Source organism: Actinophytocola sp. (genome assembly GCF_036378875.1).
In the GTDB taxonomy this organism is placed as follows: domain Bacteria; phylum Actinomycetota; class Actinomycetes; order Mycobacteriales; family Pseudonocardiaceae; genus Actinophytocola.
In genome coordinates, this window is the sequence record NZ_DASUVO010000046.1 from 1 (window position 1) to 14,755 (window position 14,755).

Below are 14,755 nucleotides of genomic sequence, written 5' to 3' on the forward strand. Positions count from 1 at the left end.
TACCCTGTGGCTCGTCACCGGCGCCGCGAGCGAGGGAAACCTACGGCTCTACCGGCGATCGGGCTACGTGGTCGTCGGCAACCGGGCCGACTCGGCGGGCGTTCCGTTGTCCCTCTTGGAAAAACGCGTTTCCGACTGAACTACCCGCGGGTCCGCCGCCCAGGTACCCGCGGCCGCCGTATCCGCCGCAGGGTTACGGGCCTCGCTGACTTTTACCGGGTCGTAGACAAACCCGGTGATCATGCTCCACCCTGGTTGGGTGCCACGACCGCGACCCCAGGACATGACCGAGCTGCAACTCGGGTTCCGGCCGCAGAAGGCGGTTCGCTGGCTGGCTCCCAAGGTGCTGATCACCACCGGGGCACAGTCACTCGTCGCGGAGATCTTCGGGTCCTACGCGGACAAGCGTGAGCTCCAGGGCAGCCTTCCGGCCACCGTCCACGACCACTCGGACCACGACGAGCTGTGGCTCGACTTCGTCGCCGACACCGGTGACGGGTTCGACGCCACCTACTCCGTCGCGTCGTTGCTCGCCGCGCCGGAGCTCGACCTCGGTACGCCCACCCCGCGGGGCCACCTGCTGATCATGGGTGGCGACGAGGTCTACCCGGCCGCGTCGACCGTCGCGTACGAGGACCGCTCGAAGGGCGTCTACCGCGCCGCTCTGCCCGCTGCCCCGAACGCCGCGCCAACGCTCTTCGCCCTGCCCGGCAACCACGACTGGTACGACGGGCTCACCTCGTTCCTGCGGGTCTTCGCCCAGCAACGGCCCTTCGGCGGCTGGCAGACCCAGCAGACCCGCAGCTACTTCGCCGTGAAGCTGCCGCACCGCTGGTGGTTGTACGCCATCGACACCCAGTTCGACGACTACGTCGACGCGCCGCAACTGGAGTACTTCCGCGCCGCCGCCGAGGACCTGCGCGGCGGGGACGCGGTCATCCTGTGCACCTCGACACCCGCGTGGGTGCCGGCCGGCTCCGGTGGCCGGACCAAGGGGTACGACACCATCGAGTTCTTCCAACGGGAGATCATCCGCCAGCGCGGGGCGACCGTCCGCGTGATGCTGTCCGGCGACAAGCACCACTACGCCCGCTACACCGAACGCGCCGGCAGCGGTCAGAAGATCACCTCGGGTCTCGGTGGCGCGTACCTCGCGGCGACCCACAAGCTGCCGGCCGAGCTCACGCTTCCGCCGCCGAAGTCTCGGGTGCGTGAGGCGGCCCACCCGACACGGTTCGGCCTCGCGTCCCGCTACCCGGAACACACCGACCGGCTCGCCGCGGGGATCTTCCGGTTGCCGTGGCGCAATCCCGGGTTCTGGGGACTCACCGGCCTGACACAACTCGTGGCGACGATGGCGATCCTGTACGGGCTCGGCGAGTCGGCCGTGCGGTCCGGGGTCTTCGGGTTGCTGGCGTCGTGGTCGCCCGCGGTATTCGCCACCGCCGTCCTCGTGCTGGCCGGCGTGGCGTTCGCGCGGCTCGAGCTACCCAGAACCGACCAGCGACATCTCGTCGCCGGGGTGCTGCATGCCATGGCGCACCTTGCGTTGAGCGTCGGCTGGGCGCTGGTGATCCGCTGGCTGTACCAGGACGTGGTGCCCGATGGCGCACTGGGCGACTGGCTGGTCTTCCTGATCGGGGCGATCGGCACCCCGGTGCTGATCGGCTTCGTCGACGCCGAGGTTGTCGCGCTGTACCTGCTGGTCGCGAGCCGGTTCGGCATCAACCTCAACGAGGTCATGGCGGGCCAGAGCATCGAGGACCACAAGGGCTTCCTCCGCCTCCGCATCGGCTCGGACGGCTCGCTGACGATCTACCCGGTCAAACTGGACCGCATCTGCCGCGAGTGGCGCGCCAACCCGATGGGCGGCCCAACCGAGCCATGGTTCACCCCGGCGCAGCCGTTGAAACCAGAACTGATCGAGCAGCCCATCGAAGTACCGCGAATGCCCTGAAGGGCACCGGGCCGGGGCGGATGGGGGAGGGGGTGACCCGCACCCGCCCCGGCGTCAGGGGTCACTGGTGACGGGGGAGGTTGAACTCCTCCATCGCCATGACCGGGCGCAGGTGCGCTGTCGCGCCACCTCGGGTGAACGCGTCCCGCAGGACGTCGTCGGCCAGGAGGTTCCCCAGCGCGCCCATGATCATGCCCTGGTCGAGGGCCAGGTACCGTTTCGCGACCTTGCCGCTGCGGACGGCGATCGAGTCGTAGAAGCCGCCCGGGCCGTAGCTGTCGAAGTCCCTGCGCAGCTTCGTCAGCTCGGTGGTCGCCGCCTTCGGTTGGTACGGCAGGGCGAGCACCACGGCGTGCGGGGTCACCACGCCGTCGCCGTAGGAGGACGGCAACGGCTGCGGGTCGCGGCAGCCCTCGAAGCCGACATCCACCATCGTCTTCTCCTGGTCGCTGGTGTAGCCCACCGAGGTGTCCAACCCCATGAGATCGACACCGTACTCCCGATAGCCGCCGTCCGGGTTCGAAGCGGGCGAGAAACCCCAATATCCGTACTTCGCGTCCGAAATTCCGTGCTCGATCTGGCCGCGCACGTACACCGAGTGCTGTCGTGCCCACGAGTTCCGGCCCCACTCGACCTCCGGGACGAACATGTCCGGCATGAGCTCCTCGAACATGTCACCGCCCCAGGTCGGCACGAACTTCCAGCCGCGGTAGGTGTAGTTGCCCTCGAACACCGGCACCCCGAGGTAGTCGACGAACTGGCCGGCGGGCTTCTGCTCCTGCCAACCCCAGTCGCAGTTGTCCGGGAACGTCCGCCACGGCGCGAAGTAGTGCGCCGGCGGCACCTGGCCCAGCGAGATGGCCACATACGAGATCATCCGCGTCTCGGACGCGAACGCGCCGTAGGTGTGGCACGTGTAGAACACCTCAGGTCCTACACCGGTGTAGTTGCCGGGCAGCGTGCACTGCTGCGGATCCGGGTGCGGGCTGTCCCAGAATCCGCCCCGCATCAACCCTGCCGGCACGTCGGGACCTCGTGCCGCGACGTCGTAGTAGAACGCGAAGTCCATAGGCGCCAGCAACGACTCCGCCTGCGCGCGCAACTCGGGCACCGCCGTGCGCACCACCATCAGCGCCGCCGCCATCCACGCGTTGTCCACACTGGACGCGAACGGATGCACGACCGACCCGTCCACCGGCCACACGCGCAGCAGTTCGAGCGTCGCCGGGTCGTACCAGTTGTAGAACTGGCCCGAGGCCGGGTGCCGTTGCAGGCGCTCCATTGAGGACAGTGTGGTCCTGGTGCGGGACACCAGTTCCCTGCGGGAGATGACGCCGAGGTCCTCGGCCACGACCGCCGACCACAGGTACGACCCGATGTTCGTCGGCGACGTGTACCGCGCACGGGTCGCGGGGTCGAGCGAGCCGTCGATGTTGTCGGCCGGCAACCCGGTCGCCGGCACGGTCATGGCGGTGAACGACCGCCAGGTGTCGTGGACCAGTTGTAGCCGCGGGGAAGCGGCCGCCGGGGCGGCGGGGACGAGCAGCGCGGCCGCGAGCAACGCGACCACCGTGAGTCGTAATCGGGACATGTGTTGACGATTCGCTCCGCAAGCTACGCTCATGGCGCCTCCTACTTCAGTCCGGTCGTCGCGATCCCGCGGACGAAATGACGTTGCAGCAGCACGAAAACGATGAGCACCGGCAGCACGATCACGACCGCACCGGGCAGCAGCAGGTCGTACTCGGTGCGGTTCTGCCCGATCGCGTACAGCGCGAGCGCGACCGGCAGCGTGTAGGTCTCCTCCTCGGTCGCGGCCACCAGCGGCCACAGGAAGTTGTTCCAGGAAGCCAGGAACGTGAGGATGCCGAGCGTGGCGAGCGCCGGCCGGCACAGCGGCAGCACGACCTGCCAGAAGATCCGCCACTCGCTCGCCGCGTCGATGCGGGCAGCCTCCAGCAGCTCGTCCGGAATGGACAGGATGAACTGACGCATCAGGAACACGCCGAACGCCTGCGCGAGGTACGGCAGGATGAGCCCGGCCAGCGTGTTGACCAGTCCCAGGTTCGACGAGAGCACGAACAGCGGCACGATCGTCACGATGCTCGGCACCATCAGCGTGCCGAGCACGATGCCGAACAGGACCCGCTTGCCCGCGAACGGCACCTTCGCCAGCGCGTACCCGGCGGCGGAGCAGAACAGCAGGTTGCCCGCCGTCGTGAGCACGGCGACGACAACCGAGTTCGTGAAGAACGTCGGGAAGTCCAGGCGGTCGAACAGGTTCCCGTAGTTGGCGAGTGTCGGGTCGTGCGGAAACCACGTCGGCGGGATGGCGCGGATCTCGCCCTCCGGCTTGAACGAGGACAGCAGCATCCACACGAACGGCCCCACGACGAGCACCAGACCACTGGACAGCACCAGGTACAGGGCCGCCCTGGCGACCCGGTCACGGGAGCGTAGGTGCTCAGTCAACGTTGTTCCTCAGCAGCTTGAACCAGGCGATCGACAGCAGCACGACCACCACGAACAGCACGTAGCCCATGGCCGACGCGGAGCCGTAGTTGCCGAACCCGAACTGGTTGTAGGTGTGGTAGGCCAGGGAAAGCGTGGAGTCGAGCGGCCCGCCCTGCGTCATCACGAACGGCTCCTCGAAGAACTGGACGTACCCGATCGTGGTGATCACTGCGACGAACAGCATGGTCGGCCGCAGCATCGGCACGGTCAGGTAGCGGAACCGGGCGAACCGCCGCGCGCCGTCGATGGTGGCCGCCTCGTACAGGTCCTTCGGGATGGCCTGCAACCCGGCCAGGAAGATCACCATGCCGAAGCCGAGGTTGCGCCAGGCGCCCATCACGATCAGCGTCGGCAGCGCGAACGTCTGGTTGTTGAGCCAGTTCGGCCCGTCGACGCCGAACAGGCCGAGGAACTCGTTGAGCAGGCCGCTGTCCGGCTGCAGGACGAACCGCCAGACCACCGAGATCGCCACGATGCTCGTGACGACCGGGAGGTAGTAGCCGACGCGGAACAGCGTCTGGAACCGCACCAGACCGGAGTTCAGCCCCATCGCGACGAGCAGCGACAGCGCCATCGTGAGCGGCACGCCCACCACCACGAAGATCGCCGTGTTGCCGGCCGCGGTCAGGAACTTCTCGTCGCCGGCGAGCCTCAGATAGTTGTCGAGCCCGACGATGTCCACATTGAACGGGTCGAGCAGGTCGGTACCCCGCAGGTCGGTGACGCTCATCAGGAGCGACGCCACGACCGGGCCGGCGGTGAACACGAGGAACAGCAGGGCGAACGGCAGCGCGAAGCCCCAACCGGCCAGCGAACGGGACCGAGGGCGGCGGGCCGTTCCGGCGTCCCCGCCAGTCGCCGGAACGGCCGCCGTGTTCGTCGCCGTCTCGGGCGGCGCCGACACGCTCAGCCTCCCGTGCCGATCGAACTCGCCTGTGACTGCATGGCTTTCGCCGCGTCCGCGGCCGACGTCGTGCCCTTCGCGATCTTCTCCAGCTCCGTGTCCACGCCCGCCGCGATCTGCTCCCACGTCGGGATGGACGGAGGCGCCTTCGCCTTGTCGAGCTGGTCGCCGAACACCTTCAGCTGCTGGTCACCGGCCAGAGTCTCGTTGTCCCAGGCCTCCTGCACCGCGGGCAGGTCGGCCACCGTCTGGTACCACTTCACCTGCACGTCGGGCCGCATCAGGTACGCGACGAACTTCCACGCCGCGTCCCGGTTCTTCGAGTTCTTGAACACGGACATGTTGCTCCCGCCGATGAACGACGTGAAGTCGCCCGACCCGCTCGGCATCGGCCACAGCTCGTACTTGCCTTCACCGCCCAGCTCGTCCAGCAGCCCGATGTTCCACGGGCCGGACACGAACGCCGCGATCTCGCCGGACAGGAGCTTCGGTTCCGTCTCGCCCTCGCGGAGACGGTCCCGTGAGGACAGTCCACTGTCGTAGAAGGACTTGTAGTACTCGAGCGCCTGGACGGCGTCGGGCGAGTCCAGGACGAACTTCTCTCCGTCGTAGATGTCGCCGCCGTTCTGCCACACGAACGGCATCACGGTCTGCCACGCGCCGGTCTGGCCTGGCTGCAGGTAGATCCCCCACTTGGCGCCGCCCTTGGCCTGCATGTCCTTGGCCGCCTGCGTCAGCTCGGCCCAGGTCTTGGGCGGCGACGTGATCCCGGCCTTCTCGGCGACGGAGGAGTTGACGTACAGCAGCCGCGTCTCGACATACCACGGCACGCTGTAGGAGGTGCCGTCCACGATCCCGGTCTCCCACGCGCCGGGGAAGAAGGCCTTGGCGTCGACGAGTTCCGGCGGCACGACGTCCAGCGCGCCGGTCTTCGCGAACTCGCCGATCCACGTCGTGCCCAGCATGGTCACGTCCGGCGTCTCCTGGCCGGCGATCGCGGCGGCCAGCTTGTTGTGCGCGCCGTCCCACGGGACCGGGGTGACCTTGACCTCCGCTTCCGGGTTCTCCGCCATGAACGCGTCGGCGAGCGTGGACAGCTTCTCGCCCTCGGTGCCCATGGCCCAGACGGTTATCTCGCCGGACGCGTTGCCGCCCGCGACAGCCTCACCCTGCTGCGGGCCGCTGTCCTCGGCGTCGCGCCCACATGCCGACAGGGCGAGCGCGGCGACGGCAACGGTGGCGAGTAATCGCCTGTTCATGTCATACCTCCCGGTCGTGGGGGCCGCAGCTGGTACGGACGATCAGCCGTGTCGGCAGTACGTCGGGGCGCGTTTTCGTTGCCACGCCGTGGATCCGCTCGTCGAGCCGGCGGGCCGCGGTCGCGCCGAGCGCACGCATCGGTTGGTGCACCGTGGTCAGCCGGGTGTAGCGGGCGGCCATGATGTCGTCCCAGCCGGTCAGTGCCACGTCACCGGGGACGGACAGACCGAGGTCCTCCGCGGCCTGCAGGGCGCCGAGCGCGACCTCGTCGTTGGCGCACACCACGGCGTTCGGCCGTGTGCGGGAGAGCAGTTCCCGTGCGGCCGCGTAGCCGGCCCGGACGTCGAAGGCACAGCGTGTCGGATCAGGCGGGTCGACGCCGGCGTCGGTGAGGGCCTGGCGGAACCCCGCGTACCGGCCGGCCACGTCGGGCGACTCGTCGGGGTCGCCGAGGAACGCGAACGTGCGGTGGCCGTGGCCGAGCAGGTGCGCGGCGAGGTCCCTGGCGCTGTGCTCGTTGTCGGTCATGATCGTGTCGACCAGCCCGACCGGTGGGCGGGCCAGGAGCACGAGCGGCAGCCCGGTGTCGGCGATCCGCGCGACCACCTCGTCGGCGACCGTCCGACCCATGATCACCATGCCGTCGACGCGGCCGGCCAGCTCCAGCACGGCCTCGGCCGCGTTGGGTCGGCCGTTCGTGGCGAGGATCAGCACGCTGCGGCCCAGTTTGGCGACCACTTCCTCGTAGCCGAGTACGACCTCCGCGTAGTACGGGCCGGACAGGTCGGGAAAGACGATGCCGTTGGCGGCGTGCTGCCCCTCGGCGAGCGCGCGGCCGGCGCGGCTGGGGCGGAAGCGCAGTTCCTCGGCCACCTGCTGGACCCGCCGCCGGGTGGGGGCCGCGACCAGCTCGGAGTCACGCAGCGCCCGGGAGACCGTGGCGATGGAGACTCCCGCCCGTTCCGCCACCTCGTAGATGGTGACCGGACGCCGTTCCCGACCCGACATGACAGCCTTCCGTCGTTGGAAGCGCTTACATTCGTTCTACGTGCAGTTCTAACACCCATGTCAAGTGAATGCGCTTACATGCGGTTATAGATCGACCTGTCCAAAACTCTGGTAGCGTCACCGGCATGGCACGACCGAGAGAGTTCGACGAGGACCGCGCGATGGACGCGGCCATGCGTGCGTTCTGGCGGTCCGGCTACGAGGCCACGTCCACGCAGGACCTGTGCGCGGCGACCGGGCTCGGGCGGAGCAGCATCTACAACACGTTCCATAGCAAGCACGCGTTGTTCGAACGGGCACTGACCCGCTACATGACCGCACGCACCGACGCCGCGGTGACCGCCCTCGAACGCTCGGCGCCGATCCACGACAAACTGCGCGAGCTGCTGTGGGAGACGGTCGACCCGCCGGCGGACGACCCGGTGGGCTGCCTGGTGGTGAACTCGCTGGTCGAACTGGCGCCCCGGGACGAGGTGATCGGCGCGGCACTGACCCGCGACCAGACCCGCCGCCACGAAGCCCTCCGCGCGGCCCTCGCCGCCGCCCGCAGCGATCGAGAACTACCGAAAACCGCCAACCCAGAAGCGCTGGCCCACTTCGTGATGGCCACGATCAGCGGAATGCGAGTAATGGCCCGCGGCGGAGCGGACCGCAACACACTGGCCGCGGTAGCAGAAACAGCCCTAACCGCCATCTGACCCGAGGCCTCGATCCCCAGCCGCCTGCCCCCCGGCCGCCTGTCCCTCGCGACCTGACCCCCCGCGGCCTCCGGCCCCCGGGTTCCACGCTACGGCACACCACCGACAAACCGGCCAGCGCAAACCGCAGGCTGTGGACAACCACAAGCCCCACACCAAAGCCCCGCGTGTCCAACGCCCCAGACCCGCGAGTCCAACGGTCCGGACCCGCGAGTTCAACGGCTCAGACCCGCGAGTTCAACAATCCGGGCTCGCGAGCCGCGTGCCCGGGCCCCGCGAGTGTCGCTTCCAGTCGCCGCGAGTCGCGCGTTCGGCCCCTGTGAGTTGCGTTTTCGTGGCCGCTTCGGCGTGCCCTTGTTTTGAACCGATGTATCCAAAACAGGAGGAAGACATGCCCTTCGCTGTGTATGTGCTCGGGTTGGCGATCTTCGCCCAGGGCACGTCGGAGCTGATGCTCGCCGGGCTGCTGCCCGAGATCGCCGGTGATCTGGGGGTCAGCATCCCGCAGGCCGGGCTCCTGATCTCGGCGTTCGCGGTCGGCATGCTCGTCGGCGCGCCGGTGCTCGCGGTCGTGACGCTGCGGTGGCCCCGCCGCGCGGCGCTGCTCACATTCCTCGCGGTGTTCGCCGCCACGCATGTCGTGGGTGCGGTGACCAGTAGTTACGCCGTTCTGCTCGGCACGCGGGTCGCCGGCGCGTTCGTGTACGCCGGTTTCTGGGCGGTCGCCTCCGTCGCCGCGGTCGGCATGGCGGGACCGGAACGGCGCGGCCGGGCCATGAGCGTGGTTGCCGGCGGCCTCACCGTCGCCACCATCCTCGGACTGCCCGCCGGCACCGCCATCGGCCAGCATCTCGGCTGGCGGGCCGCGTTCTGGGCGGTCGCGATCATGTCCGCGCTCACGATGGCCGCCGTCGCCGCCACGATCAGGGACACCGCGGACGCGACCGCACCGGACCTGCGGGCCGAGGTCCGCACGATGGCCAACCCGCGTCTGTGGCTCGCCTACGCCGGCACCGCGCTGACCACCGCCGCCCTGATCGTCACGTTCAGCTACCTCGCGCCGTTCCTCACCGACACGACCGGGGTGTCGAGCGGCGTTGTGCCGGTGCTGCTCGCCCTCTACGGCCTCGGCTCGCTGGCCGGCATCACGATCGGTGGACGCACGGCCGACGCTCACCCCTTCCGCACCCTCTACGCAGGCGCCGGCGGTCTGGTCGCCGCGTCCGTGACCCTGGCACTGTTCGCTGACCAGCCGCCGCCGGCGATCGTGGCGATCACCCTGCTCGGCGCGTTCGGGTTCGCGACCAACCCGGCACTCAACGCCCGCGTGTTCGCCGAAGCGGGCGGCGCGCCCACCCTCGCCGCCGCCACCAACATCTCGGCGTTCAACGTCGGCATCACGGCCGGCCCCTGGCTCGGCGGCACGGCACTGGACGCGGGCGCCGGCTACCCCGTCGTCGCATGGCTGGGCGCGGCCCTCGGCGTCGTCGCGTTGGGCGTCGTCACCGTGTCGGTGCGGCGGAAGGTGGCCGTCACCCCCTAGAGTTCGAACGGATGTTCTCAGGAGGCAAGACGATGCGGGTGCTGGGCGTCGACCCCGGCCTGACCAGGTGCGGGATCGCCGTCGTGGATGGGGCGGTCGGGCGGAAGCTGACGTGTGTCGAGGTGGGGGTGGTCCGCACGCCGGTCGACGCGGACCTTTCGATCCGGCTGCTCGCCGTCGCCGACGCCGTCGACGACTGGCTCGACCGGCACCGCCCCGAGGTGGTGGCGGTCGAGCGGGTGTTCAGCCAGTACAACGTGCGGACGGCGATGGGCACCGCACAGGCCGGCGGTGTCGTGGCACTCGCCGCGGCCCGTCGTGGCCTGCCGGTCATGTTCCACACGCCGTCCGAGGTGAAGGCGGCGGTCACCGGGTCGGGCCGTGCGGACAAGGCGCAGGTCACCGGTATGGTCACCAAGCTGCTCGGGCTCACCGAGGCGCCGAAACCGGCCGACGCCGCGGACGCGCTCGCCATCGCGATCTGCCACGTCTGGCGGGCGCCCATGCGCAACCGGCTCGCCGAGGCGGAGGCGCGTGCCGCCGAGCTCGCCCGCAACCACAAGGCACGGCTCAAAGAAGCCGCGAAAAGGAAGCCGACGACGTGACACCCCTTGTGCCAACCTCATCGAAAGCAGGCCGAGGGCTTCGCAACCGCGCCTCAGGGGAACGTGACGCAAACCAGCCACAAGTTCGTGACCGGACAGAACCTTCCTTCCCCGACGCGACCAACACATTGAATTCCGGGGAGGCGGAACAGTCATGATCTCGCGTGTACGCGGAAAGGTGCTCTCGATCGGGCTCGACCACGTGGTGGTCGAGGTCGGCGGGGTCGGCCTGCTGATCACCGCGACCCCGGCGACCCTCGCCACGCTGCGGACCGGCGAGGAGGCGATCCTCGAGACCACGCTCGTCGTCCGCGAGGACTCGCTGACCCTGTTCGGGTTCGCCGACCCGCAGGCCCGTGAGCTGTTCGGGCTGTTGCAGACCGTCTCCGGCATCGGCCCGCGGATCGCCATGGCGACGCTCGCGGTGCTCGACCCTGACAAGCTGCGGGCCGCGCTCGCGGAGGGCAGCATCGCCACGCTCACCCAGGTGCCCGGCATCGGCCGCAAGGGCGCCGAGCGGATGGTCATCGAGCTGCGGGACAAGGTCGGTTCCCTCGCCGCGGTCACCGCCGAGTCCGTCGCGACCGGCAGCGGAGCCGTGCGGGGGAGTGTGGTCGAGGCGCTGACCGGCCTCGGTTTCCCTGCCAAGCAGGCGGAACAGGCCGTCGACGGGGTGCTCGCGGAGAACGGCACATCCGACACGTCGATCGTGCTGCGCAGGGCGCTCGCCACCCTGGGCCGTAAGCGGTAGACGGTCGTGCACGATGAAGCCGTGACGGAAGAGGAGTCCGTGGCCACCCCGGAAGTACTTCCGGGGGACGACGAGGCGACGCTGCGCCCGAAGCGGCTCGCCGAGTTCATCGGGCAGCACCGGGTCCGCGAGCAGCTCGAACTGGTCCTCAAGGGCGCGACCCAACGCGGCGTGCCGCCGGACCACGTCCTGCTGGCCGGGCCACCCGGGCTCGGCAAGACCAGCCTCGCCATGATCATCGCCGCTGAGCTGGGCAGCGCCCTGCGCCTGACCTCTGGCCCGGCGCTCGAGCGTGCAGGCGACCTCGCGGCCATGCTGTCCAACCTCGTCGAGGGCGACGTGCTGTTCATCGACGAGATCCACCGGATCGCACGCCCGGCCGAGGAGATGCTGTACCTCGCGATGGAGGACTTCCGCGTCGACGTGGTGGTCGGCAAAGGGCCCGGCGCAACCAGCATCCCCCTGGAGATCGCGCCGTTCACGCTGGTCGGCGCCACCACCAGGTCGGGCTCGCTCACCGGGCCGCTGCGGGACCGGTTCGGCTTCACCGCGCACATGGAGTTCTACTCGGCCGAAGAGCTGGAGAAGGTGGTGCGCCGGTCGGCGGGGATTCTCGGGGTCGAGCTGCGTGGTGACGGCGCCGAGGAGATCGCGGGCCGCTCGCGCGGCACTCCCCGCATCGCCAACCGGCTGTTACGCCGGGTGCGGGACTTCGCCGAGGTGCGTGCCGACGGCGTGGTGACCCGGGACATCGCCAACGCGGCACTCGAGGTGTACGACGTCGACGAGCTGGGGCTCGACCGCCTGGACCGGGCCGTGCTCGGCGCCCTGGTGCGGTCCTTCGGCGGCGGCCCCGTCGGTGTCTCGACGCTGGCTGTGGCGGTTGGCGAGGAAGCAAGTACGGTAGAGGAGGTGTGCGAGCCGTACCTGGTGCGGGCCGGGATGCTCGCTAGGACGCCTCGAGGCCGGGTAGCCACGGCCGCGGCATGGTCCCATTTGGGGCTTATGCCCCCGGCTAACGCGCCCGGTCCCGTGCCGCCTACCCTGTTCGACAGCGACACCAACAGTGATGCCGCGCACACCGCGGACTAGTTAACTCACGGACGGAAGAACATGGACCTCATTCCCCTGCTCCTGATGTTCGGGCTGCTGGGCGTCATGATGTACTTCATGACCCGGCGCCAGCGCAGGGCTCAGGAGCAGCAGCAGGCGCTCCAGAATTCGCTGGACGTCGGCGACCGGGTGATGACCACCTCCGGGCTCTACGGCACGGTGACCGACTCCTCTGACAGCGCGACGATCACGATCGAGATCGCGGACGGCGTCGAGACCGAGTGGCTGCGGGCCGCGGTGCGCGAGAAGGTCGGCCCCGTCGACGAGGCCGTCGACGAGGACACCGACGTCGTCGAGGTCGAGGACGTCGTCGAGGAGCCCGTCGTCGCGGACGCCAAGGACACCGAGGACGCCGAGCTCGAGTCCGGCAAGAAGAAGTAGCTCGCCGTGTGAGCGCGACGTGACGACCGTGTGACACGGGGCTCACGCCGCGTTAGGTACGCTGCGCCCTCACCCAGACGAGTAACGGGTGCGGGCGCAGTCGTGTGACTACACGCCAACGACACCGACCCTGTAAGTATCGAGGAGATCGACCGACCGTGGCCTCAACCGCCGGGCAGATCCGCCCAGGGCGCTATCTAGCGTTCTTCCTGTTCATCGTGGTTCTGCTCTACGGCCTGGTATTCGGGACGGGTGATCACAAGCCGACCCCGAAGCTCGGTATCGACCTCCAGGGCGGCACCCGGGTCACGCTCACCGCACGCACGCCGGACGGCTCGGCGCCGTCGAAGGAGTCCCTCGACCAGGCCCGGCAGATCATCGAGGACCGCGTCAACGGGATCGGCGTCAGCGGCACCGAGACCGTGTTGGACGGCAACAACATCATCATCACGGTGCCGGGCGAGGAGGGCGAGCAGGCCAAGAGCCTGGGCCAGACCGCCCAGCTCCGGTTCCGCGCGGTGATCGGCCAGCCCAGGGCGGCTCAGACGGCGCCGACGGAGGAGTCCACCGAGCCCTCGACCGACCCTTCGACGGACCCGAGCGCCCCGTCGACCGAGCCCTCGACGCCACCGTCCGCCGGCGCCGGCACGACGGCGCCGCAGGGCCGTCCTGCCCCGGCACTCGCGGGCCAGCCCGAGAGCACCGACCCGTCGGCGCCGCCGACCACGTCGACCGCGCCGCCGACCACCGACAGCGACGGCAACCTCGATCCGGCCATCCTCGCGGACCCGATGGTCGCGTGCCCCAAGTACAAGACGGACGTCGACACCTACACCGCCGACGTCAAGGCGGGCAAGGAAAGCGAAGTCACCACAGCGGACTTGATCCAGCTCGGTCGCGCGTGCCGGCAGGCCGCCACGCTCGCGCCGAGCGCGGACGGCACCGTCCAGGCCGACCAGAACGTCACCGAGATGGCGATGGCCGCGCTTGACTGCTCGAAGCCGGACCCGCTGGTCGGCAACGACGACAAGACCAAGCCGCTGGTGACCTGCGACCAGGAGAACCTGGCCAAGTACGTCCTCGGCCCGACATTCCTCGACGGCACGCAGATCTCCGACGCCGGCTCGGCCCCTGACCCGCAGGGCGTCGGCTACGTCGTCACCCTCGACTTCGACAGCGAGGGCGGCAAGATCTGGGCGAGCTACACCGAGGCCCACGTCGGTGAGATGGCCGCGTTCGTGCTCGACACCAAGGTGGTGTCCGCGCCGGAGATCCAGGGTGCCATCACCGGTCAGACTCAGATCACCGGCGGTGGCCAGGGCGGGTTCAAGGCCGACGAGGCCAAGGACCTCTCCGACGTACTGAAGTACGGCTCGCTGCCGCTGTCGTTCGACTCGTCCGAGGCGGAGACGGTGTCCGCGACGCTCGGCCTCGCCTCGCTGCGGGCCGGCCTGATCGCCGGTGCGCTCGGCCTGCTGCTGGTGTTCGTGTACTGCCTGTTCTACTACCGGATGCTCGGCTTCCTCACGATGCTGTCGCTGGTCTTCTCCGGCGCGATCGTGTTCGCGGTGCTGGTGCTGCTCGGCCGGTGGATCGGGTTCACCCTCGACCTCGCGGGTGTCGCCGGCTTCATCGTCGCCATCGGTATCACCGCCGACTCGTTCGTGATCTTCTTCGAACGACTGAAAGACGAGATACGGGAAGGCAGGACATTCCGGTCCGCCGTGCCACGGGCGTGGGTCCGGGCCAGGAGGACGATCCTGTCGGCGGACGCGGTCATGTTCATCGCGGCAGGTGTGCTGTACGCGCTCGCGGTCGGGCAGGTTCGCGGCTTCGCGTTCACCCTGGGCATGTCGACCGTGCTCGACCTGGTCGTGGTGTTCCTCGTGACGCACCCGCTGGTCGCGCTCGCGTCGCGGTCGAAGTTCCTGTCCAGGCCGAGCATGTCGGGTCTTGGCGCGGTGCAGCGCCAGGCGAGCGAGCGGCGGGCCGCTGGCCGTACCGTGGCGAAGGAGGTGTGA

General features: G+C 69.3%; 13 protein-coding genes. 8 read left to right on the forward strand and 5 right to left on the reverse strand.

Annotation, left to right across the window (positions count from 1 at the left end; genetic code table 11):
* The first annotated feature begins 259 nt into the window (after positions 1-259).
* Positions 260-1,957, forward strand: coding sequence for a metallophosphoesterase (locus tag VF106_RS12475; protein WP_330839822.1), 1,698 nt, complete (start codon positions 260-262; stop codon positions 1,955-1,957).
* 61 nt (positions 1,958-2,018) lie between these two features.
* Here the strand turns inward: VF106_RS12475 and VF106_RS12480 are convergent, their stop codons facing one another.
* Genes VF106_RS12480 through VF106_RS12500 form a run of 5 tightly spaced genes read right to left on the reverse strand, consistent with a single transcriptional unit; the run spans position 2,019 to position 7,643 of the window.
* A complete protein-coding gene (locus tag VF106_RS12480) occupies positions 2,019-3,548 on the reverse strand; it encodes a glucoamylase family protein (protein WP_330839823.1) in 1,530 nt (509 codons plus the stop codon).
* Positions 3,549-3,589: 41 nt separating this feature from the next.
* Positions 3,590-4,429: a carbohydrate ABC transporter permease gene (locus tag VF106_RS12485; protein WP_330839824.1), complete on the reverse strand. Its 840-nt coding sequence runs from the start codon at positions 4,427-4,429 to the stop codon at positions 3,590-3,592.
* On the reverse strand, positions 4,422-5,375 hold the full coding sequence (locus VF106_RS12490) for a carbohydrate ABC transporter permease (protein WP_330839825.1): 954 nt from the start codon (positions 5,373-5,375) through the stop codon (positions 4,422-4,424). Before VF106_RS12490 ends, VF106_RS12485 begins: the two co-directional genes overlap by 8 nt.
* Positions 5,376-5,377: 2 nt before the next feature.
* On the reverse strand, positions 5,378-6,634 hold the full coding sequence (locus VF106_RS12495; protein ID WP_330839826.1) for a sugar ABC transporter substrate-binding protein: 1,257 nt from the start codon (positions 6,632-6,634) through the stop codon (positions 5,378-5,380).
* Between the two features lies 1 nt (position 6,635).
* Positions 6,636-7,643 carry a LacI family DNA-binding transcriptional regulator gene (locus tag VF106_RS12500; RefSeq protein WP_330839827.1) on the reverse strand — a complete coding sequence of 336 codons (1,008 nt, stop codon included), beginning with the start codon at positions 7,641-7,643 and terminating at the stop codon, positions 6,636-6,638.
* Positions 7,644-7,768: 125 nt separating this feature from the next.
* Between VF106_RS12500 and VF106_RS12505 the strand changes: the two genes are divergently transcribed.
* The 7 genes from VF106_RS12505 to secD all read left to right on the forward strand — a co-directional run bounded on the left by VF106_RS12505 (position 7,769) and on the right by secD (position 14,755).
* A complete protein-coding gene (locus VF106_RS12505; protein WP_330839828.1) occupies positions 7,769-8,341 on the forward strand; it encodes a TetR/AcrR family transcriptional regulator in 573 nt (190 codons plus the stop codon).
* 391 nt (positions 8,342-8,732) lie between these two features.
* Positions 8,733-9,884, forward strand: coding sequence for a Cmx/CmrA family chloramphenicol efflux MFS transporter (locus VF106_RS12510; RefSeq protein WP_330839829.1), 1,152 nt, complete (start codon positions 8,733-8,735; stop codon positions 9,882-9,884).
* Positions 9,885-9,916: 32 nt separating this feature from the next.
* Positions 9,917-10,489 carry a crossover junction endodeoxyribonuclease RuvC gene (ruvC, locus tag VF106_RS12515; protein ID WP_330839907.1) on the forward strand — a complete coding sequence of 191 codons (573 nt, stop codon included), beginning with the start codon at positions 9,917-9,919 and terminating at the stop codon, positions 10,487-10,489.
* 154 nt (positions 10,490-10,643) lie between these two features.
* Positions 10,644-11,240 carry a Holliday junction branch migration protein RuvA gene (gene ruvA / locus VF106_RS12520; RefSeq protein WP_330839830.1) on the forward strand — a complete coding sequence of 199 codons (597 nt, stop codon included), beginning with the start codon at positions 10,644-10,646 and terminating at the stop codon, positions 11,238-11,240.
* Positions 11,241-11,261: 21 nt separating this feature from the next.
* Positions 11,262-12,332, forward strand: a complete 1,071-nt coding sequence (gene ruvB, locus VF106_RS12525) for a Holliday junction branch migration DNA helicase RuvB (RefSeq protein WP_330839831.1) — start codon at positions 11,262-11,264, stop codon at positions 12,330-12,332.
* A gap of 21 nt (positions 12,333-12,353) precedes the next feature.
* Entirely contained in the window at positions 12,354-12,734 is a 381-nt protein-coding gene (gene yajC / locus VF106_RS12530) for a preprotein translocase subunit YajC (RefSeq protein ID WP_330839832.1), read from the forward strand.
* A gap of 158 nt (positions 12,735-12,892) precedes the next feature.
* Entirely contained in the window at positions 12,893-14,755 is a 1,863-nt protein-coding gene (secD, locus tag VF106_RS12535; protein WP_330839833.1) for a protein translocase subunit SecD, read from the forward strand.